This window comes from Micromonospora trifolii (assembly GCF_050516465.1).
Taxonomy (GTDB): Bacteria; Actinomycetota; Actinomycetes; order Mycobacteriales; family Micromonosporaceae; genus Micromonospora; species Micromonospora trifolii.
This window is the reverse complement of record NZ_CP191526.1, coordinates 4,758,732-4,778,185: the sequence shown is the minus strand read 5'-3', so window position 1 is coordinate 4,778,185 and position 19,454 is coordinate 4,758,732. Positions and strand designations below refer to the sequence as shown.

24 protein-coding genes are annotated in these 19,454 nt (G+C 71.5%); 14 read left to right on the top strand and 10 right to left on the bottom strand.

Translation table 11 applies throughout. The features are described from left to right. The first annotated feature begins 51 nt into the window (after positions 1–51). The 4 genes from ACQRWP_RS22175 to ACQRWP_RS22160 all read left to right on the top strand — a co-directional run bounded on the left by ACQRWP_RS22175 (position 52) and on the right by ACQRWP_RS22160 (position 4,364). The gene (locus ACQRWP_RS22175; protein WP_430497424.1) at positions 52–1,068 is read left to right on the top strand and encodes an NAD-dependent epimerase/dehydratase family protein; all 1,017 of its coding nucleotides are present in this window, start codon (positions 52–54) and stop codon (positions 1,066–1,068) included. Between the two features lie 75 nt (positions 1,069–1,143). Continuing rightward, complete coding sequence (locus tag ACQRWP_RS22170) at positions 1,144–2,058, top strand: MurR/RpiR family transcriptional regulator (RefSeq protein WP_238670458.1); 915 nt, start codon at positions 1,144–1,146, stop codon at positions 2,056–2,058. Beyond that, positions 2,055–2,996 carry an N-acetylmuramic acid 6-phosphate etherase gene (gene murQ / locus ACQRWP_RS22165; RefSeq protein ID WP_430497422.1) on the top strand — a complete coding sequence of 314 codons (942 nt, stop codon included), beginning with the start codon at positions 2,055–2,057 and terminating at the stop codon, positions 2,994–2,996. Before ACQRWP_RS22170 ends, murQ begins: the two co-directional genes overlap by 4 nt. Positions 2,997–3,374: 378 nt before the next feature. Beyond that, positions 3,375–4,364, top strand: a complete 990-nt coding sequence (locus ACQRWP_RS22160; protein ID WP_091405669.1) for a sigma-70 family RNA polymerase sigma factor — start codon at positions 3,375–3,377, stop codon at positions 4,362–4,364. 72 nt (positions 4,365–4,436) lie between these two features. Here the strand turns inward: ACQRWP_RS22160 and ACQRWP_RS22155 are convergent, their stop codons facing one another. Next, positions 4,437–5,414 (bottom strand): NlpC/P60 family protein, encoded by a 978-nt coding sequence (locus tag ACQRWP_RS22155; RefSeq protein WP_430497420.1) that lies wholly within the window; start codon positions 5,412–5,414, stop codon positions 4,437–4,439. Positions 5,415–5,913: 499 nt separating this feature from the next. Between ACQRWP_RS22155 and ACQRWP_RS22150 the strand changes: the two genes are divergently transcribed. Beyond that, a complete protein-coding gene (locus ACQRWP_RS22150) occupies positions 5,914–6,435 on the top strand; it encodes a DUF6232 family protein (RefSeq protein WP_238678172.1) in 522 nt (173 codons plus the stop codon). A 51-nt stretch (positions 6,436–6,486) separates the two neighbouring features. Here ACQRWP_RS22150 and ACQRWP_RS22145 read toward each other — a convergent pair whose 3' ends face one another. Beyond that, positions 6,487–6,816: a DUF3817 domain-containing protein gene (locus ACQRWP_RS22145; protein WP_354945497.1), complete on the bottom strand. Its 330-nt coding sequence runs from the start codon at positions 6,814–6,816 to the stop codon at positions 6,487–6,489. A gap of 25 nt (positions 6,817–6,841) precedes the next feature. Beyond that, positions 6,842–7,264, bottom strand: coding sequence for a hypothetical protein (locus tag ACQRWP_RS22140; RefSeq protein ID WP_430497417.1), 423 nt, complete (start codon positions 7,262–7,264; stop codon positions 6,842–6,844). 131 nt (positions 7,265–7,395) lie between these two features. Between ACQRWP_RS22140 and ACQRWP_RS22135 the strand changes: the two genes are divergently transcribed. Genes ACQRWP_RS22135 through ACQRWP_RS22125 form a run of 3 tightly spaced genes read left to right on the top strand, consistent with a single transcriptional unit; the run spans position 7,396 to position 8,672 of the window. Continuing rightward, positions 7,396–7,737 (top strand): DUF6158 family protein, encoded by a 342-nt coding sequence (locus ACQRWP_RS22135; RefSeq protein ID WP_430503260.1) that lies wholly within the window; start codon positions 7,396–7,398, stop codon positions 7,735–7,737. Further along, a complete protein-coding gene (locus tag ACQRWP_RS22130) occupies positions 7,737–8,075 on the top strand; it encodes an SRPBCC family protein (RefSeq protein WP_238678168.1) in 339 nt (112 codons plus the stop codon). The genes ACQRWP_RS22135 and ACQRWP_RS22130 overlap by 1 nt, the downstream gene beginning before the upstream one ends. 54 nt (positions 8,076–8,129) lie before the next feature. Then, positions 8,130–8,672: a DUF1360 domain-containing protein gene (locus ACQRWP_RS22125; protein WP_196919420.1), complete on the top strand. Its 543-nt coding sequence runs from the start codon at positions 8,130–8,132 to the stop codon at positions 8,670–8,672. A gap of 57 nt (positions 8,673–8,729) precedes the next feature. Here the strand turns inward: ACQRWP_RS22125 and ACQRWP_RS22120 are convergent, their stop codons facing one another. The 5 genes from ACQRWP_RS22120 to ACQRWP_RS22100 all read right to left on the bottom strand — a co-directional run bounded on the left by ACQRWP_RS22120 (position 8,730) and on the right by ACQRWP_RS22100 (position 12,305). Continuing rightward, positions 8,730–8,924, bottom strand: coding sequence for a hypothetical protein (locus ACQRWP_RS22120; RefSeq protein WP_091405645.1), 195 nt, complete (start codon positions 8,922–8,924; stop codon positions 8,730–8,732). 49 nt (positions 8,925–8,973) lie between these two features. Then, positions 8,974–9,207 (bottom strand): hypothetical protein, encoded by a 234-nt coding sequence (locus ACQRWP_RS22115; protein ID WP_430503259.1) that lies wholly within the window; start codon positions 9,205–9,207, stop codon positions 8,974–8,976. Positions 9,208–9,259: 52 nt separating this feature from the next. Then, on the bottom strand, positions 9,260–9,943 hold the full coding sequence (locus ACQRWP_RS22110) for an SDR family NAD(P)-dependent oxidoreductase (protein ID WP_430497415.1): 684 nt from the start codon (positions 9,941–9,943) through the stop codon (positions 9,260–9,262). A 102-nt stretch (positions 9,944–10,045) separates the two neighbouring features. Continuing rightward, positions 10,046–10,897 carry a helix-turn-helix domain-containing protein gene (locus ACQRWP_RS22105; RefSeq protein WP_430503258.1) on the bottom strand — a complete coding sequence of 284 codons (852 nt, stop codon included), beginning with the start codon at positions 10,895–10,897 and terminating at the stop codon, positions 10,046–10,048. A gap of 313 nt (positions 10,898–11,210) precedes the next feature. Further along, positions 11,211–12,305: a 3-deoxy-7-phosphoheptulonate synthase gene (locus ACQRWP_RS22100; RefSeq protein ID WP_091405633.1), complete on the bottom strand. Its 1,095-nt coding sequence runs from the start codon at positions 12,303–12,305 to the stop codon at positions 11,211–11,213. A 273-nt stretch (positions 12,306–12,578) separates the two neighbouring features. Between ACQRWP_RS22100 and ACQRWP_RS22095 the strand changes: the two genes are divergently transcribed. After that, positions 12,579–12,797 (top strand): hypothetical protein, encoded by a 219-nt coding sequence (locus ACQRWP_RS22095; protein ID WP_410822120.1) that lies wholly within the window; start codon positions 12,579–12,581, stop codon positions 12,795–12,797. Here the strand turns inward: ACQRWP_RS22095 and ACQRWP_RS22090 are convergent. Next, positions 12,764–13,513 carry a phosphodiesterase gene (locus tag ACQRWP_RS22090; RefSeq protein ID WP_430497412.1) on the bottom strand — a complete coding sequence of 250 codons (750 nt, stop codon included), beginning with the start codon at positions 13,511–13,513 and terminating at the stop codon, positions 12,764–12,766. The two genes, ACQRWP_RS22095 and ACQRWP_RS22090, sit on opposite strands and share 34 nt — an antisense overlap. Before the next feature lie 102 nt (positions 13,514–13,615). On the opposite strand from ACQRWP_RS22090, the gene ACQRWP_RS22085 reads away from it, so the two are divergent. The 4 genes from ACQRWP_RS22085 to ACQRWP_RS22070 all read left to right on the top strand — a co-directional run bounded on the left by ACQRWP_RS22085 (position 13,616) and on the right by ACQRWP_RS22070 (position 18,010). Beyond that, positions 13,616–14,905, top strand: a complete 1,290-nt coding sequence (locus ACQRWP_RS22085) for a M16 family metallopeptidase (protein WP_430497410.1) — start codon at positions 13,616–13,618, stop codon at positions 14,903–14,905. Beyond that, positions 14,902–16,239: a M16 family metallopeptidase gene (locus tag ACQRWP_RS22080; RefSeq protein ID WP_430497408.1), complete on the top strand. Its 1,338-nt coding sequence runs from the start codon at positions 14,902–14,904 to the stop codon at positions 16,237–16,239. The genes ACQRWP_RS22085 and ACQRWP_RS22080 overlap by 4 nt, the downstream gene beginning before the upstream one ends. 159 nt (positions 16,240–16,398) lie before the next feature. Beyond that, entirely contained in the window at positions 16,399–17,424 is a 1,026-nt protein-coding gene (locus ACQRWP_RS22075) for an aspartate-semialdehyde dehydrogenase (protein WP_430497406.1), read from the top strand. Between the two features lie 145 nt (positions 17,425–17,569). Next, positions 17,570–18,010 (top strand): PPOX class F420-dependent oxidoreductase, encoded by a 441-nt coding sequence (locus ACQRWP_RS22070; RefSeq protein ID WP_430497404.1) that lies wholly within the window; start codon positions 17,570–17,572, stop codon positions 18,008–18,010. A gap of 14 nt (positions 18,011–18,024) precedes the next feature. On the opposite strand, the gene ACQRWP_RS22065 is transcribed toward ACQRWP_RS22070, so the two are convergent. Beyond that, a complete protein-coding gene (locus ACQRWP_RS22065; protein WP_430497402.1) occupies positions 18,025–18,606 on the bottom strand; it encodes a nucleotidyltransferase family protein in 582 nt (193 codons plus the stop codon). 114 nt (positions 18,607–18,720) lie between these two features. Between ACQRWP_RS22065 and ACQRWP_RS22060 the strand changes: the two genes are divergently transcribed. After that, the gene (locus tag ACQRWP_RS22060) at positions 18,721–19,404 is read left to right on the top strand and encodes a TMEM175 family protein (RefSeq protein WP_430497401.1); all 684 of its coding nucleotides are present in this window, start codon (positions 18,721–18,723) and stop codon (positions 19,402–19,404) included. Positions 19,405–19,454 lie beyond the last annotated feature (50 nt).

Genomic DNA, 19,454 nt, shown 5'->3' with positions numbered 1-19,454 from the left:
CGTGGGCAGATTGGTTGGGTTGTTCGGACCTTGGGGGCGCAGGATCGGCGGATGCGGATCCTCATTCTCGGTGGCACCCAGTTCCTCGGCCGGGCGACGGCTCGGCTCGCCGTTCAGCAGGGTCACGAGGTGACCTGTGCGGCCCGGGGCGTGTCCGGCGCCGTGCCGGCCGGGGCGCGGTTCGTGGCGGCCGACCGCGATGATCCCGAATCGCTTGTCCCGCTCGCCGACGCGGGCTTCGACGCCGTGGTCGACGTGACCCGCCAGATCAGCCACGCCCGGCACGCGCTGGCCGCGCTCGCCGACCACGTCGGCCACTGGTCGTTCGTGTCGACGATCTCGGTGTACGCGGACCACACCACCCCGGGCCAGACGGCGGCGGACGCGCCGATCCTGGCGCCGGCCCCGCCGGACGTGGACGGTCCGATCGGCCCGGATCACCGCTGGTACGGCGAGTGCAAGGTGAGCATCGAGGAGCTGGTCCGGGAGCGGATGGGCGTGGACCGTTCGTTCATCTGCCGGGCGGGGCTGATCGTCGGCGCGGAGGATCCGAGCGACCGTTTCCCGTACTGGGTGCGGCGGCTGTCGGCCGGTGGCGAGGTGCTGGCCCCCGGGCACCCGGCCGATCGGGTGCAGTTCGTCGACGTCGCCGATCTGGCGCGTTGGTTGCTGCACGCCGCCGGCACCCGCCTCGTCGGCACGTACGACGGCACCGGTCCGGCGATGTCCCGGGCCGACCTGTTGGCCGGGCTGGCCGCCGGGCTGGGCGTCGCCGATCCGGTCCTCACCTGGGTCGACCAGGAGTTCCTGCTGTCCCACGACGTACGCGAGTGGTCGGGGGAGCGGGCGCTGCCGCTCTGGGTGCGACTGCCGGAGACCGCTGGCCTGATGGACCGGGACGTCCGGCCGGCCCTGGACGCCGGTCTGACGGTCCGTCCGCTGGCCGACACCGTTCGGGCGACCGCGTCCTGGATGGCCGCACACCCGGCCGCCGTCCGGCATGGTGGACTCGACCCGGCGGATGAGGCGGCGATCCTGGGGAAGTGGCAGGCTGTGCGGGACCGGTGATCCCGGCGATCAAAGTTTCCCCCACCTCGGACAGTCATAGTTGACGCTCACGCTTGGTGAAAGTAAGTTTCATCCGTGGCGAAGAGTCCGAAGATTTCTGCGAGTCACGAGCCCGGTGGGCTGATCGTCCACATCAGCGGGCTGTTGCCATCGCTGTCGCCCGCCGAGCAGCGGGTCGCGCGGCTGGTCGTCTCCGACCCGGCGGCCGCCGCCCGGCGGACAATCACCGACCTCGCCACCGCAGCCGAGACATCCGAGGCGACCGTCATCCGGTTCTGCCGTTCGGTGGGCATGGACGGCTACCCCCAGCTGCGCATCCGCCTCGCCGCCGAGGCCGCCCGCCGGATCGAGCCGCCGGACGCCCGAGTGGTCGGCGGTGACATCCCGCCCGGCGCCGACCTCGCGCAGATCATCGCCACCATCGCGTTCAACGACGCCCGCGCCGTCGAGGAGACCGCCGAGCAACTCGACCCCGCCGTCTGCGAGCAGGTGGTCGAGGCGATCAGTGGTGCCGCTCGGATCGACATCTACGGCGCCGGCGCCAGCGGGTTCGTCGCCTCGGACTTCCAGCAGAAGCTGCACCGCATCGGCCGGATCGCCTTCTACTTCCCGGACGTGCACACCGCGCTGACCTCGGCCGCCCTCCTGGGCCGGGGAGACGTGGCGATCGGCATCTCGCACACCGGCACCACCTCCGACGTGATCGAGGTGCTGGAGCAGGCCCGTACCCGCGGTGCCGCGACCGTGGCGCTGACCAACTTCCCGCGCTCGCCGATCACCGACGTGGCGGACTTCGTGTTGACCACGGCGGCCCGGGAGACCACCTACCGCTCCGGCGCGACGGCCAGCCGGCTGGCCCAGCTCACAGTGGTCGACTGCCTCTTCGTCGGGGTGGCCGCCCGCAACCGGGCCCGGGCCCGCAAGGCCCTGGAGGCGACCGCCGAGGCGGTCCAGTCGCACCGGGTGGGTGCCAACCGGAGGCGGGCATGACGGCCGGTGCGGAGATGCCCGCACGGCCCGCTCGCCCCACGGTCCGGGTGGGCGCCCCCACCGAGCGGCGTAACCCGCTCAGCGTCGACCTCGACCTGATGTCGACCCGGGACGTGCTTACCGTGATCAACGAGGCGGACCGGCGGGTGCCCGCGGCGGTCGCCGCGGTGCTCGACGAGATCGCCACCACCGTCGACCTGGCGGTCGCGGCGCTTCGCGGCGGTCACCGGGTGCACTACTTCGGGGCCGGCACCTCCGGCCGGCTTGGCGTGCTCGACGCGGCCGAACTGGCCCCCACCTTCAACTCGCCCCGACACTGGTTCTGCGCGCACCTCGCGGGCGGCCCGGACGCCATGTGGCGGGCCGTCGAGGATGCTGAGGACGACGATCGGGGCGGCGCGGTCGAAGCGGCCAGTTGTGTACGGGCCGGGGACCTGGTGGTTGGTCTGGCGGCCAGCGGTCGCACCCCGTACGTCCTCGGGGCGCTTGCCTCGGCCCGCGCCAAGGGCGCCTCGACGGTGCTGCTCTGCGCCAATCCGGAGGCGGAGGCCGCCCGGTCGGTCGACGTGTTCATCGGGGTGGACACCGGACCCGAGGTGGTCACCGGGTCGACCCGGATGAAGGCGGGCACAGCGCAGAAGTTGGTGCTCAACACGTTCTCGACCGCCGTCATGGTGCGCCTGGGGCGGGTCTACTCGAACCTCATGATCGATATGGTGGCCACCAACGCGAAACTCCGCGGACGAATGATCTCGATCCTGGTCGAGGCCACCGGCTGCTCGGAGGAACTCTCCCGGCAGGCCCTCAGCCAGGCCGACGGGGACCTGAAGACGGCGCTCGTCGCCCTCGTCTCGGGCGCTGAGATCGACGCTGCCCGGGCCGCGCTGGCCCGCTCGGCCGATCAGGTGCGCGGCGCCCTCGCCCTGCTCGCCTCCTAGCGCCACCCGGCCCCGGGAAGCGAATGGGGCCTCGGATTGTTCATCTGGCCGGGGGGTAATAACACCCCCGTGGATGAACCGACCGGCTCACCGGTGCGTATCTGGCAGTGACCAGGATCGCATCGCGGTGGTGACCCGGGTCGCTGTGCCCCCACGGCGGGCGGTGTTGCCATGGTGCGGTAACCCGTACGTGGTGCCCAGTGGCGAGCCACCCGATGGGGTGCTGACAGCAAACATGGACCGTGCTCTCAGCTACTACTCAGGCATTCGTGACACTTTCGACTCACGACGAGGAATCCCCGACACGTCTCATCTGTTGTGTAGGTGTCAGCACCGATGGGCACAGCAGAAGTTACCAGGGGCTGACAGGTGTGGGGAATGGCAAGGAACCGGGCAACCGGCGCGAGCGAGGGGACCGTGGGCAACGTGGACAAGAACATCGGCATGCGAACCGACGAGGTTGCCGAGGAGCGCGACCTGGTCGGCGTCTACCTGCACGAGATCTCCCGGACGCCACTGCTGGACGCCGCCAAGGAGGTCGATCTCTCCAAGGCGATCGAGGCCGGCCTCTACGCCGAGCACCTGCTCGGTGAGGAAGCCGTTCCCGCCGGTGTCGACCGGGCCGACCTGGAGTGGCTGGTCGTCGAGGGGGAGCGGGCGAAGGATCTCTTCATCCGCGCCAACCTCCGACTGGTCGTGTCGATCGCTCGGCGCTACGTGCGCTCGGGGATGCCCATGCTGGACCTGATCCAGGAGGGCAACACCGGCCTCGTCCGGGCGGTCGAGAAGTTCGACTACGAGCGCGGCTACAAGTTCTCCACCTACGCCACCTGGTGGATCCGGCAGGCGATCAGCCGGGCGATCGCCCAGCAGGAGCGCACCGTCCGTCTGCCGGTGCACCTGGTGGAGGACGTCAACCGGATGCGCAACGTGGCCCGGCAGTTGACCCGTGAGCTGGGCAGCGACCCGGAGCCGGAGCAGATCGCCAACGCCCTCGGCGTCACCGTCGAGCGGGTGAACGAGCTGCGCCGCTGGTCGCAGGACACCGTTTCGCTGGACACCCCGGTGGGCGACGACGGCGACACGAACCTCGGTGACCTGGTCGCCGACAGTGACGCGCCGTCGCCGGAGGACATCGTCCTCAGCGGCCTGGAGCGGCAGCGCATCGAGGGGCTGCTCAACCACCTCGACGACCGGTCCGCCGGCATCATGCGGGCCCGCTACGGGCTGGAGGACGGCCGGGAGCACTCGCTCACCGAGGTCGCGTCCCGCTTCTCGCTGTCCCGCGAGCGGATCCGGCAACTGGAGATCCAGGCCCTCGGCCGGCTCCGTGAGCTGGCCCGGGCGGAGGGGCTGCAAGCAGCCTGACCTGGTAGCAATGACGGCGAACGGCCGGCGTCCGATAGGGGGACGCCGGCCGTTCGCCGTTACCGATCGTGGTTAGCGGACCCGTCCGTAACCCTGGATGGACATCATGTTCATGCCACGCTTGAGCACGTTGCGACCGGCGCTGGGCGCGTCGATCACCTGACCGCCGCCCACGTAGAGGGCGACGTGCCCGAGCCCGCTGTAGAAGACCAGGTCGCCGGGGCGTAGCTCGCCCCGCCCGATGTGGGCGACCGCGCTCCACTGCATCCTGGTGTTGTGCGGCAGGGACTTCCCGGCCGCCCGCCAGGCCGCCGAGGTCAGACCGGAACAGTCGTAGCCGTTCGGCCCGTCGGCCGCCCAGATGTACGGCTTGCCGATCGCGCCGAACGCGTAACGCACCGCCGTGCCGGCAGCACCGGACACGGCGGGCACGTTCTTGGCCTCGGTCGTCGCCGCCTTGGGCTCGGGTCGCTCGGTGGCGGCCCCGTACGCCTGCCGGCGCAGCTCGTAGAGCTTGGCCAGGTCCTGCTCGATCTGCTTCTTACCCGCGGCGAGCTGACGAGCCTGTGCGGCCTGCCGGGTCAACGTCGCGCCCAGCCGGGCCTTCTCGTCGAGCAGCCGCTGCTGGTCGGCCGTGAAGCCGGAGATGCGCTCCTGCCGCTGGCGGGTCAACTGCTCGATGGCGCCGAGTCGGTCCAGCAGCGCGGCCGAGCCGCCGGGACGCAGCAGGGCGTCCGCAGTGCGCAGGCCCCCACTCTTGTACGCGGTGGAGGCAAGCTCCGCCACGTCGGCCCGGCTCTGCTCGACCTGCTGTTCGAGCGGGCCGATGCGGGTCTGTAATCGGGCCACGGCGGCCTCGTTTGCCTTGATCTCCTCACGCAGCTTGTTGTACGACTCGACGACCCGCTCCAACTCGGCCGAGGACGTCTCGATCCGGCGGGTCAGGTCGGCGGGGGACGGCTCGGCCTGGGCCACCGCCGTCGGGGCGATCAGCGCGGCCGACATGCCGACCAGCGCCACGGTGCGCAGCAGATTTCTCAGGGATGACAAGAGCGGAAGGCCCCTCTCCCACGGCCGTCGGGGCTGCTGACGCCCTCGACGACACCGGCCGGGGTCATCCGGGCGGACGGCACTGGGCCGGACCGGCTCGCCCAACCTAACCCGGGACGGATGTCGCTCGCAGTTGAAGCAGGGGCGAAAGTTGGGAGAGTTGCGGGTCGGGCCCCTGGGCTGGGTGGCGCCATCGTGGCGGATGACACCTGCGAACGAGGGGACATCGCCCTTTTCGCCGCCTACTGACGGATATGCGACTTTCGTCGTTCCGGGCGTATGCCGCCGGATTCCTGGCCGCGATAACCGATAAAAGCTGAAATGGATGCTGTTTCTCGGCGATGTCACCCAGCCGTGGCGAACTGTCGGGACCTGGTAAATGCCCAGGTCGACTGGCGGTGCCGCAACACAATGAAGTCCGGAGCCGGGAATCCCGTCGACAGGCAGCGATGAATCGCCTTCGGGTCCACTCGGCCAACCGTCCCCTTCGGGAGGAACCGTGAACCGTGAAGGCGCAAAGACGCGACCGCCGCGAACGGTGCCGGGCGCTCGGTCGACCCTGCTGTACGCGCGGCCCGGCATCATCGTGACCGTCGACCGGTTCACCGTCGGTCGGAACAGTTACCGGGTCGCCGACCTGACCCATCTGCGTACCACCCGGGGTCCGCATGACCGGATCGCCGTCCGGGCCGTCGTCATCACCGCCAGCATGCTCGGCGGCGTCGGGGTGCTCCTCGGCTTCACCGGCGGCCTGCAACGCCTCACCGCCGAGGCGTACCTGATCCTCGGCGCTGTGTTCCTGCTCCCGGCCGCTCTTGCCCTGGTCGGCGATCGCTGGCGGCCACCGCCGCACGAACTGTGGGGGTGGTACCAGGGATCGGAGGTGCTGCTGTTCAGCGCCGACGACGAACGGCAGTTCGGCCAGGTCACCAGGTCGCTGCTGCGGGCCCGGGAGGTCAACCGCTACGGCAGTTGGGTCGACCCGCTCGCCTCGGCGGACCCGTGGCGGCCCAACCGCTGACCCGTTGGCGGTGGGCCGGACGCGTGCCGACCCCCCGGCGGTTTGGCGAGCTCAGCGGGCGACCGGCTCCGGAGCCCGTTCCGGCTGCGGCGCGGCCACCCAGGCGCTGACCCGGCGCTCGGCGTAGAACGAGACGAACGGCACGGTGCCGGCCAGCATCACCAGCAGCATCCGCTTCAGCGGCCAGTCGGCTCGGCGGCTCAGGTCGAACGCGGCCACCAGGTAGATCATGTAGAGGAAGCCGTGCGCCGGCCCGATCGTCTCCACCACGACCGGGTTGTCGAACGCGTACTTCAGTGGCATGCCGATCACGACCAGCAGGATCAGCACCACGCCCACGATCCAGGCGATCACGCGGTACCGGGTAAGGGCAGCGCCCACCTTCGTCCGTCCTTCCGAGCCCGGCTCAGCCGGGATAGTCACCGGGCCGGGCGCCCGGATTGGCGTTCAACCATGACAGGTAGTGGTTGTAGGCGGCCAGGTCGTTGTCCTCGACGACGTCGCCGGTGGCCGGCACCCGGGACACCCGCACCGGTCGGCGTACCGTCGGTCGGGACCCGTCGGTGACCGCCGGCGTCGGTTCGACGGCCGGATCCTCGGGCGGCGCGTCGGCCTCCGCCGCCCTGCGGCGGGCCAGCTTCACCTCACGCCACCAGACGTAGACCACGAAGCCGGCGAAGATCGGCCACTCGACCGCGTACCCCCAGCTCAGGCTGTTGCCGGCGGTGGCCCGGCTGATCTGCCACCAGCCCAGTCCGAGGAAGCTCACGACCAGCACGACCATGGCCACGTGGCGCGCGATCCACGCCGGGGTCCAGAGCCGCCTCATGACATTGAGGGTACCGGGGGCGCTACCGCTCTCCGACACCGTGTCGTAGTCGTCGCCTCGCCGGCTTGGTTTGGCATCACCACGCCTGGGCAATCGTCTAGACGCCAGCCCAAACGAGATCAAGGGGGGCGATCATGACCGGATCGGTACGTGAGGACGACTTTGCGTCCAGCGGCAGTGCCGAGATGAGCCCGGAGCAGCGGGTGCCCGAGTGGGGCGGCGACCAGCTCGCCGACCCGGCCGGCGCTCCCGGCCTCGACGGCGACCTGCTCGGCATCGACCCGACGGAGCTGACCGACGAGGACCTGATCCGCGAGATGCACAGCCTGCACCGCACCCGCCTGGACACCCTGCGGCACGCGGCGGACTCCGCACTCGCGAACCACCTGCGGCGCACGGCGGAGCTGGAGACCGAGTACCTGGCCCGCCACCCGGGTCGCGAGGTCGATCCCAGCCGCCTGCGGGACGCGTGATGCCGGCGCGCGCCGTGCGCGGCATGTCCGCGCCACCCGAGGTGGTCTTCAGCACCGCCACCGACCCCGACCGGGCCTCGGCCTGGCTGCCGGAGCCGCTGCGCGGCGACGGCAGCCCCGCGGCGGAGATCAGCGGCGAGGAGCTGCGCGCCCGCTGGGGCGACGGCGACGCCGACGACTGGTCCGCCGAGATCCGGGTGGAGCCGGCGGATTCCGGCGGCGCCCGGATCCAGCTCGACCTGGCCGACGGGTCCGGCGGGCCCGGTCCGGATCAGCTGGCGGACGAGGCGCTCACCAACCTGGCACGCGAGGTCGCCGACAACCTCCAGGCCGGCTGAGCCGGCCGCGCGGGACGCCGTTCCCACACCACCACGACCATGTGAGGAGATCGGGTGAGCGACACTGGCCTGCGACAGAAGGCGGCCCGGCTGCGCCGGGCGTACGCGCCGCACGAGCACCGGCCGCTCGGCGGCTACCTGGTGGCGATGGGCGCCTACGCCGGGGTGACCGGGGCTCTCGCCGGCCTGGTCAAGGCGACCGGCCGGCCGGTGCCGGAACGTCCCGCGCCGTCCGACGTGGTGCTGCTCTCCATCGCCACGCACAAGCTGAGCCGGTTGCTGTCCAAGGACGCGGTGACCAGCCCGCTGCGGGCGCCGTTCACCCGCTACGACCGACCGATCGGCAGCGGCGAGGTGATGGAGCAGGTACGCGACTCGGGCAGTCCGACCCGGCACGCCATCGGTGAGCTGCTGAGCTGCCCGTTCTGCCTGGCGGTCTGGGTGGCCACCGGGCTGACCGGTGGCCTGGTGCTCGCGCCCCGGCTCACCCGCCTGGTGGCCACCGCGCTGACGGCGGTCGCCGCGTCCGACTTCCTCCAGATGGCGTACGCGACGGCGCAGCAGGCCGCCGAGGGTGGGCACCACGACGACGACTGACGAGCAGGACACGAGAAGGGGGGCCGGCAGACGCCGGCCCCCCTTTTCTCGTACGTCTCAACGTTGCATGCCGGACCAACCGTGCGGCGACTCCGGCTCCCGTTCGTCCTCGTCCGCCCCGGTGATGATGTCCCGATCCACCGCCGTGCGGTCGTGCTCGTTGGCGAAGTCCGGCTCGGGCGTGGTGTCCCTGCCCTTCGGGGGCTGACCCAGCGCCGGCACCTTCTCGTCGTGGTCCTCGTGGTGCGTCATGTCGGTGTCCCTCCTGCGGTCATTCACGCGATGGTGCCGCCCAGGTCGTTCACCCGATGGAACCGCCCAGCAGGTCGCTGGCCTCGTCCACCGCGTACTCGCCCTCGGGAAGCGCGTCGATGCGGGCGAGCAGGTCCGGCGAAAGCTCGGCGGCCACCGCCCGGCGATAGATCTCCGCCTGGGTGACCCGCTCCTGCGCCCGGAAGATGTCGTCGAGCAGGTCGTCGAGGGCCTGGGTGCCCGGCTCGCCGGCCACGGATGCGTCGTCGGTCACGTCGATCAGCTACCCGGGGCGGAATCGGTCAAACGTCACGCCGATGGCCGACGTACGGGGCTCACCAGGGCAGCGCCCCCGCTTCGTCCTGGAAGGTCCCCGTCGGCCCGGTCGGCTCCAGGGTCGCCAGGCGTACGACCTGTCGGGCGCTCTCCTCGGCCGGTCGACCGATCCCGAAGGCCGCGGTCATGTCGGTGGCGGTGGTGCCCGGTTCGAGGGCGTTGAACTTGATGCCCGGCTGCGACTTGGCGTACTGCACGGTCAGCATTGTGGCCGCGGACTTGGACGCCGAGTACAACGCGAGCGACATGCCGAACTCCGGTCGCTCAGGATTGTTCACCGCCCAGAACGATCCGGCGCTGCTGGAGAGGGTGACGACGTTGGGATTCGAGGACTTGCGCAGCAGGGGCAGCGCCGCCTCGGTGACGCGCACGATTCCCACCGCGTTGGTGTCGAAGGAACGCAGCGCGGCGGGGCCGTCGAGCCCGGTTTCCAGAATGCCCGCGTTGTGCACCAGGACGTCGAGTCGGCCCTCGGCCGCGTCGATCGTGGCCAGTGCGGCGCGCACGGACGCGTCGTCGGTGACGTCGAGCTGGACGAATCGCGCTCCGAGTGCCGTGGCGGCCTGCTCGCCTCGCTCGACATCACGCGCGCCGATGTAGACGACATGCCCCAGCTCCAGAAGCTGTCTGGCGGTCTCGAAGCCGATGCCCTTGTTGGCCCCGGTGATCAATGTGACGGTCATGTCGCGAACGCTAGCCAGCGCGGGCCGACGTACCCGGAGCCCTGTTGAGACCGGGGTCTGACAGGACCCCCTCTGATCGCTCGACATTGCCATCGGCAGTTTTCAGGCCCTGGCGTGCTCGACTGCTCGTGGCTCGCGGATGGCGGGTAGGCCCGCGGAGGCGAGGAGGGTCAGCTTCTCCGCGTCGCTCGACCCGGCGTCGGCGTGATAGACGACGAGCATCAGGCCATCCGCTCCGGCGATGCTCAGCCGTTCTCGATTGAGGGTCAGCTCCCCGACCTGCGGGTGATTGAGCCGGATCGGCGTTCCGCGCTGTCCGCGTACGTCGTGGCGTGCCCAGAGCTGACGAAATCGGGCGCTCGCCAACGAGAGTTCTCCGGTGAGTTCGATGAAGCGGGGGTCGTCTATGTCGGTGCCCACGGCCTGTCGCAGGTTCGCGACGAAGCACTCCGTCATGTTCTCCCAGTCCGGGTGCAGTGCCTGCTCGGCGGGGTTCAGGAACAGATCCCTGAGCTGATTTCCCCCTTCGGCAAGCCGTGGGGAGAGGGCTCTGGCGAGGCTGTTCGAGGCAAGGATGTCGAAATACCGCCCCTCGATGAAGGCGGGCTGGACGAGGGAGCCCAGGAGTTTGAGCGCACCGGCTGGAACGATTTCCTTACGTGGTCGACGTCTGCGCTTTCGGGGAGTGTCCGCGACCAGCTTCAGCAGGTAGGCCAGGTGCTCGTCGTCGAGCTGGAGGACGCGTGCGATGGACTCGAGCACCTGCACGGACGGGTTGCGGTCGCGGCCCCGCTCCAAGCGCAGGTAGTAGTCAGCGCTGACGCCGGCAAGCATGGCGACCTCCTCGCGGCGCAGGCCCGGAACACGTCGCACACCCCCGTCGGGGATGCCGGCCTGCTGCGGTGTCACCAGCGCCCTTCGAGCACTCAGAAACGCGCCAAGGTCGTTCGACATCTCGCTCACCAATCGATCGTATGACCGGGGAAGACGGTTGACGGGGGCCCTGTCGCACCCCCGGCTTTAGCGGGACCAGGGAAATCCCGCTGCCCCGGGCCCGCGTACAGACAGCGCCGCCCCCGGCCTTGTGGGCCGGGGGCGGCGCTGGTGTCGGTGTGCAGGTCGCCTCTCGGCGAGTGGCACTACGCGGCTCCAGCCGGACGGTATTCCGCGAAGGCTATTTAGGTGAGGCCCGGGGACACTGGACACACCGACACCCCTGTCAACGAGCCGACCCCCGCTCGTGTTCCGTACGCCGCGGTGTCGGCGGTCACACCGTCGTCGGCAGAGTGGCCCGACGGGCCCGCACCGCCGAGGCGAGGTGGTCGAGCACCTCGGCGGTGTCGTCCCAGCCCAGGCAGGCATCGGTGACCGACCGGCCGTACTCCAGCTCCCGGGTCGGGTCGAGCTCCTGCCGGCCGGGCAGCAGGAACGACTCCAGCATCACGCCGGTGATCCCCCGCTGGCCGGCGGCCAGTTGGGCGGCCACGTCCGCGGCGACCAGCGGCTGGTTGCGGTGGTCCTTGCCACTGTTGGCGTGACTGGCGTCGATCACCAACCGCTCCGGCAGGTCGGCGGCGCGGAGCAGGTCGAGCGCCCCGGCGACCGACTCGGCGTCGTAGTTGGGTCGGCCGCCCCCGCCGCGCAGCACCAGGTGCCCGTCGGTGTTGCCCCGGGTGTGCATGATCGCCGGGGTGCCGGAGAAGTCGATGCCGGGGAAGACGTGCGGCACCCCGGCGGCGCGGATCGCGTCCACGGCCGTGCCGATGCTGCCGTCCGGGCGGTTCTTCATGCCGATCGGCATGGACAGGCCGGAGGCGAGCTGGCGGTGCACCTGACTCTCCACGGTGCGGGCGCCGATCGCGCCCCAGGCCACCGTGTCCGCGATGTACTGCGGGGTGATCGGGTCGAGGAACTCGCAACCCACCGGCAGGCCGAGGCGGAGCACGTCGAGCAGTAACGCCCGAGCCAGCCGCAGACCGGTGTTGACGTCCCCGCTGCCGTCCAGGCCGGGGTCGTTGATCAGGCCCTTCCAACCGACGGTGGAGCGCGGCTTCTCGAAGTAGACCCGCATGACGATCAGCAGGTCGTCGGCGAGCCGGTCGGCTGCCGTCCGCAGACGCTGCGCGTAGTCGAGGGCGGCGGCCGGGTCATGCACCGAGCAGGGGCCGACCACCACCAGCAGGCGGTCGTCCTCGCGGTCCAGCACGCGACCGACCGCGCGGCGGCCGGTCAACACGGCCGACGCGAGCGGGGCGTCCAGGGGCAACTCGTGGTGCAGCAGGGCGGGCGTGGTCAGCGGCACGACACGGTCGATCCGCTGATCGCTGACCCGATCAGTCTCCGGGGTCGTCACGGTGGGCATCCTTCCGCCGACCGTGCCCGGGGCCGGTGCCCGGGACGAGCCGGCTGCTCGTACGCAAATGGGCAGGAACGACAGCTCCTGCCCAGCCGGCTCGGTCCGTGGTGACGTCAGTTCATGGTGAAGTCACCGGCGTGCGAGCCGGCTGCCTAAACCATCGATAGGAACGCGTCACCGGGCCAGCGTACCCGACCGGACGCGGTCACCCGCCCTGTCGTCCCAAGATGCGGGGCGGAGATCGCGTGCCGGGGGCGCGGTCGGGGTAACAGGGGTGCCATGACACACGAGCAGAGCGATCAGGACCGGGTGGAGTCCCGCGCGCACCACCTCCTGCCCGAGGAGAAGGCGGTGGGCAGCGACGACCCGGAGGCGCAGGCGGAGGCCATCCTCGCCGACTCGGACCTCCGCGCGGCGGACCAGAACGCCGCCCCCGATACGGTGCTGGAACGTCGTACCTCGGATCAGACCGTGGCGGCGGTCGAACCGCCGGACTGAGCGGTCGCCCCACGGGCCCGGCGCGACCCCCGGTAGGTCTGGTCGCGCAGCCAGGCCAGCGGACCTGCCACCCGCAGTTCGGGTGGCAGGTTGCGCACCGGGTCGAACGCGAGCGCCGCGTCCTCCTCGGCGCTGACCTGGGCGCCGAGACTGACCTGCCCGACCAGCCGCCAGGGCCCCACCGCCGACGCGACCGCGAGCACCAGGCGCGGGGTGTCCGTCCGGGTCGCGGCGACCGCCGTGGCCAGGCTGCGACCGAGGTCGGCCGAGTCGGGGTCGGCCAGCGCGGCCAGCCAGAGGCGGCGTCGACCCGCGCGGTAGCACATGATCGTGCTGTACGTGCCGGTGAAGCGGCGTCGGGGCAGTGGCAGGTTCCGCAGCACCGGGGCCGCGCCGCTGGAGCTGACCAGCAGGTCGAACGGCCGGCCACCGTCACCGTGCAGGCGCAGCGCGAGGCCCAGAACGTCGGGCCAACTGCCGGGCGTGGGCGTTCCCTTGGAGAGCCGGACGGTGGTCCGGTACCGGCCGGGGTCGTCCAGCAGAGCGACCCCGGTGGGCGGTCCGGGCGTACCCCAGATCACCGTCTCGCCGACGAACGAGCGACCGGCCGGATGCAGCAACCGGCCGCGGCGCAGCCGGCCGAGTGCCTTGCTGGCGCGTTCGACGGCGGTGGCGGCCCGGCCAGCGGCCCGGGACGGAGGCGGGGCGACGGTCATTGCTCTCCGATACCCCGCGCGGCGGCTCCGATGCCGCCCGGGTCGGCTCGCCGACCGACCGCACGTCACCTTTCCGCCCCCGAGATCGGATAGCGTCGGGGCATGCCCGACAGCGGTTACCCCTGGCCCATTCAGACGTCCCGACTGGACAACGGCCTGCGCGTGGTGGTGAGTGAGGATCGCACCGCGCCCGCCGTGGCCGTCAACCTCTGGTACGACGTCGGCTCCCGGCACGAGCCGGCCGGGCAGACCGGTTTCGCCCACCTCTTCGAGCACCTGATGTTCGAGGGCTCGGTGAACGTGGCGAAGACCGAGCACATGAAGCTGATCCAGGGCTCCGGCGGCTCGCTCAACGCCACCACCAACCCGGACCGGACCAACTACTTCGAGACGGTCCCGGCCGAGCACCTGGAGCTGGCGCTCTGGTTGGAGGCCGACCGGATGGGCGGCCTGGTCCCCGCCCTCACCCAGGAGACGCTGGACAACCAGCGGGACGTCGTCAAGAACGAGCGCCGGCAGCGCTACGAGAACGTGCCGTACGGCGACGCCTGGCTGCGGTTGCTGCCGCTGCTCTACCCACCGGGGCACCCCTACCACCACGCGACGATCGGCTCGATGGCCGACCTGAACGCCGCCGACCTGGCCACCTTCCAGGCGTTCCACCAGACCTACTACGCGCCGAACAACGCGGTGCTCACAGTGGTCGGCGACGCCACCGCCTCCGACGTGTTCGCGCTCGCCGACAAGTACTTCGGCGCGCTGCCCGCCCGCGACGACATCCCGCAGGCACCGGACGGCCGCAACGTCCCCGCCACGGGGCAGACGGCCGTCGAGTCGGTGAGCGCCGACGTGCCGGCGCCACGGGTCTACATCGCCCACCGCAGCTACCCGTTCGGCAGCCCGGGATACAACGTGATCACCGTGCTCGCCACCATCCTGGGCAGCGGCCGGGGCAGCCGGCTCTACCAGCGCCTCGCCGACGGCGAGCGGATCGCGCAACCGGACCTGGTCGGGGCGTACGGGGTGGACCTCGCACACGCGCCGGCACCGCTGATCGCCACCGCCACCGCCCGCCCCGGAGTGAGCGCCGAGCGGCTGGCCGAAGGGCTGGCCGACGTCGTCGACGAGCTGGCCACCGTGCCGGTCACCGCCGCCGAGCTGGATCGGGCCAAGGCGTTGCTCAGCACCGGGTGGTGGCGTCAGCTGTCCACCGTCGACGGCCGCGCCGACCTGCTCGGCCGGTACACCACGCAGTTCGGTGATCCGGCCCGCATCGCCGACCAGTTGCCGGCCCTGCTCGCGGTCACCGCCGAGCAGATCGCCGAGGCCGCCGCCGACGTGCTCGCCACCGACCGGGTGACCCTGACCTACCTGCCCGAGGAGACCTCATGACGCTGATCGCCGACCGTCCCGGCCCGGGCGCCGCCCGCCCGTACCGGTTCCCGCCGGTGGTCCGCCGTGCCGCGGCCGGTGGTCAGGTCGTCGCCGCGCACCTGCCGGGGCAGAACCTTGCCGTGGCCCTGCTGCTGCTCGACGTGGGCGCGGGCCAGGAGCCGGTCGGCAAGGAGGGCCTGTCCGGTGTGCTGGCCAAGGCGCTGGAGGAGGGCACCGCGCAGCGGGACGCCGCCGCGTACGCGCTCGCCGTCGAAGGGCTCGGCACCGCGCTGTCGACCGGTCTGGACTGGGACTCGTTCCAGGCCAGCGTGGTGATCCCGGTGGACCGGCTGAGTGCGGCCGTGGAACTGCTCGCCGAGGCGGTCCGGACGCCCAAACTCGACCCCGCCGACGTACGCCGGGTCCGCGACGACGAGGCGACCGCGCTCCGGATGGACTGGGCCAACCCCGGCCCGCGCGCCGACGCCGCGCTGCGCGCCGACCTGTTCGGCGCGCAGAACCGCTGGGGACGGCCGATGCACGGCGACCCGGAGTCGGTCGCCGGGTTGGACGTGGAGGACGTGACGGTCTTCCACTCCGAGTGGTTCCTGCGTCCCGGCACCCTGATCGTCGCCGGTGACCTGGACCGGATCGACCTGGACGCGCTGGCCGCCGCGGCGTTCGCCGGCACCGGTGGTGGCCCTGCCGAGCGGGGCGGCCCCACCGAGGTGCCGCTGCACAGCGAACGGCGGATCATCCTGGTGGACCGGCCCGGCTCGGTGCAGTCCACGCTGCGGCTGGGCCACCCGTCACCACACCGGGCGCACCCCGACCACGTGCCGATGACACTCGCCGGCACGGTGCTCGGCGGGGCGTTCACCTCCCGACTCAACCACCTGTTGCGCGAGGTGCACGGCTACACCTACGGCATCCGGGGCGACTTCGCCGCGTCGCGGCGGTTCGGTCGGTTCGCGGTCAGCTCCGGCGTGCAGACGGCGGTCACCGCACCGGCCCTGGTCGAGGCGGTGGGCGAGATCACCCGTACCCAGGCCACCGGGGTGACCGAGGACGAGCTGGAGGTGGCCCGCTCCTGGCGCGCCGGGCAGCTCTCGGTCGAGTTGCAGAGCCCCCGGGCGATCGCGTCCGCGCTGACCACCCTGGTGGTGCACGACCTGCCGGACGACTACCACGCGCGGCTGCGCGAGTCGCTGCTCTCCGCCGACGTGGACCAGGTCTCCGCGGCGGCAGCCACCCACCTGCACCCGGAAGCCCTCACCCTGGTCATCGAGGGCGACGCCGCGGTGATCCGCGCCGACCTGGAGTCCACCGCCCTGGGAACCCTCCTCCCCTAACCCCGAACAAACGCCGTTGATCAAGAGATTTGCGTCATCCGGAGCACGCTTTCTGACGCAAATCTCTTGGTCGACAGCCGTAGGGCGGGGTGTGAGGTGGGACCCGGGGGGTGGGAAAGGGGTCCCGGTTTCGGGGGTGGGGTCGGTAGCCTCGCGGACATGAGGATCGGCATTGTGGGGGCCACCGGCCAGGTCGGTGGCGTGATGCGGCAGGTGCTGGCGGAGCGGGAGTTCCCAGCGGAGCAGGTGCGGTTGTTCGCCTCGGCGCGGTCCGCCGGGCGGGCGCTGCCGTGGCGCGACGGCGAGGTGATCGTCGAGGACGCCGCGACCGCTGACTATTCCGAGCTGGACATCGTGCTCTTCTCGGCCGGTAAGGGCACCGCTCGGGAACTGGCGCCCCGGGTCGCCGAGGCCGGCGCCGTGGTGATCGACAACTCGTCGGCGTTCCGGATGGACCCGCAGGTGCCGCTGGTGGTCGCCGAGGTCAACCCGCACGCCGCTCTGGAACGGCCCAAGGGCATCATCGCCAACCCGAACTGCACCACGATGGCCGCGATGCCGGTGCTGCGTCCGCTGCACGCCGAGGCTGGCCTGGTCGGCCTGGTCGTCTCCACCTACCAGGCGGTCTCCGGCGCCGGGCTGGCCGGCGTCGCCGAGCTGGACGAGCAGGTCCGCAAGGTGGCCGAGCACGCCGCCGGGCTGGCCTTCGACGGGTCGGCCGTGGAGTTCCCCGCGCCGCGCTCGTTCGCCCAGCCGATCGCCTTCAACGTCCTCCCGCTGGCCGGTTCGATCGTCGACGACGGCTCGTTCGAGACCGACGAGGAGCAGAAGCTCCGCAACGAGAGCCGCAAGATCCTGGAGATCCCTGACCTCAAGGTCTCCGGCACCTGCGTCCGGGTGCCGGTGTTCACCGGGCACTCGCTCCAGATCAACGCCCGGTTCGCCCGGCCGCTCACCCCGCAGCGCGCCCACGAACTGCTGGCCGACGCGCCCGGGGTGGCGCTGACCGACGTCCCGACGCCGCTGCAGGCCGCCGGCCAGGACCCGACCTACGTGGGCCGGATCCGCGCCGACGAGACCGTCGAGTACGGGCTGGCCCTGTTCTGCTCCAACGACAACCTGCGCAAGGGCGCCGCGCTTAACGCTGTGCAACTCGCCGAGCTGGTCGCCGCCGAGCGCCGCTGACCGGCGCGGTCGCCGAAACACCGAGCCCTCACCGAGCCCTCGCCGTCCGTCGGCGGGGGCTCGGTGCCGTTCCCGGGTGGTCGCCCGCGGCGGCCGGCCGGTCTGCTTGGATGGGTCGGAGACGATCGTCCAACTGGAGGACACCATGCCGGATGACCGCACCCAGCAGGCGTTGACCGATCTGGTGGCCGGCCGCTCGATGGGCGTGCTCGCCACCATCAAGCGGGACGGGCGTCCGCAACTGTCCACGGTGCTCTACTCCTTCGACCGGGACGCGGGCCTGATCCGGGTCTCGGTCACCGACGGCCGTGCCAAGACCGCCAACCTGCGCCGCGACCCGCGCGCCAGCTTCCACGTCAGCAGCGAGGACGGCTGGGCGTACGCCGTGGTCGAGGGCCGCGCCGAACTGACCCCGCCGGCCACCCAGCTCGGCGACGACACGGTCGAGGAGTTGGTGGCGCTCTACCGGGGGCTGAGCGGTGAACACCCCGACTGGGACGAGTACCGCCAGGCCATGGTCGACGAGGGACGGATCGTGCTACGCCTGCACGTCGAGCGGCTCTACGGCATGCCGCCCCGAGGCTGACCCGCCACAGCCGATCAGCCCGGCTCGATCACGGTCACGCCGGGCCAGCGCTGCGCCGGCCGGTGCCGGGCCAACCGCTGCCGCGACCGGGCCACGTCCACCCGGGCCGGGTTGTGCCGCCACACCCCGCCCAGCAGATCCGTCAGGCCGTACGGGGCGCAGACCTTGAGCCGGTCGGCCGGGTCCAGGCGGACGGCCACCGCTGTCGCGTACTCCGGCCAGGTGGCGACCGCCTCGGCCACGCTGCGGTACGGCTCGATCGGGTCGCCGCCGAACTTGGCCGCGTACCAGGTGTGCACCGCCGCCTGGTTGCGCGCCTGCCACGGCGGCTGCGGCCACATCCCCGCCAGCCGGGCGGTGGCCCGGTCGTCGTCGACGGGGGTCAGCTTCGCCGGGTCGAAGAAGACCACGTCCACGTCGCGGACCCGCGCCGGGTCGAACCCGTCGCCGTACCGTTCGCCCCAGACCAGGTCACGCAGGGCGCCCGCGCCGATCCAGGCGTCCGGCAACCCGGAGTCACGCACCACGCTCAGCGCCCGGGTCAGCCAACCGCTGCCGGCGACCAGGTCCCGCAGTTCGTCCTCGCCCGTCATCATCCGCCCACGGTAGGCAGCGGAGCCGACGCGCGCCGCCCGTAGGCGGGTGTGCCGCCCGTCGACGGGTATACCGCCCTGCTTTGCCGTTGCGGGACGTCGGGGAGGGGATGGGCGATGGGCGCCGGCACGAGCAGCGACGACACCGGCCCCGCCGGCCCGACCCTGCGGCGGGAGACCTCCCGGCTGCTGTCGTTCAGCGACGGGGTCTTCGCCATCATCATCACGCTGCTGGTGCTCGACCTCCAGCCGCCTCGGGTCGGCCGCGGTCGGCTGCTCCACGCGCTGGTCGAGCAGTGGCCCGCGTACCTCGCCTATGTCACGTCGTACGTGTACGTGGCGGTGGGCTGGCTGAACCACCGAGCCGCCTTCAACCGCGTGGTGAACAGCGGAAAAGCCCTCCAGTGGTACAACCTCGGAGTGCTGTTCAGCACCGCGCTGCTGCCGTTCGCCACCTCGGTCGTCTCGCAGGCGATGCGCGACGGCGACCAGGCGGACCAACGGACCGGCGTGGTCGTCTACGGTCTGGTCGGCGTGCTGGTCTCGGTGAGCTGGCTGGGGCTGTACCACTACCTCGCCCGGCATCACGATCTGCTGGACCAGACGGTGCCGCTTGGGTTCTTCCCGGCCGAACGGGCCCGGGCCGCTGTCGGCCTCCTGGGGTACGCGCTGGCGATCCTGGTCGGATTCCTGGCCAGCCCGCTGTTCGCGCTGGTGATCTTCCTGCTGCTGCCGGCGTTCTACAGCCTGACCAGCAGCGGCCTCTACGAACTGCGACGCCTGCGGCACCCGCGTCGATAGGCCGGGGCCGTCGGCGTTACCCCCTCCCGGGCGGCGGGTAGACGGCCGTG